The organism is Bacillus sp. ISL-46, assembly GCF_018613205.1.
In genome coordinates this window covers 28,941-29,158 of sequence record NZ_JAGGQR010000031.1, presented here as the reverse complement: position 1 = coordinate 29,158, position 218 = coordinate 28,941, and positions in this window count along the sequence as shown.

Below are 218 nucleotides of genomic sequence, written 5' to 3'. Positions count from 1 at the left end.
ATGCCTTTTGTCTACAATCTGGAGCAGCCGAAACGGCTGCTTTTATTATTGATTTTTCCATTTTGCCTTCCGAATCGTAAAACAACGCAAGCCTTCTAACCTTTCAGCCGGTAGGAACCCGAACCTTTCCGGCTGGAAGCTAAGAAGGCTAGTCAATCGGTCAAGGGGCAAAAAACTTTTTTGCTTAAAGGCGCTAACGCAACAGCAAAAAACTTTTT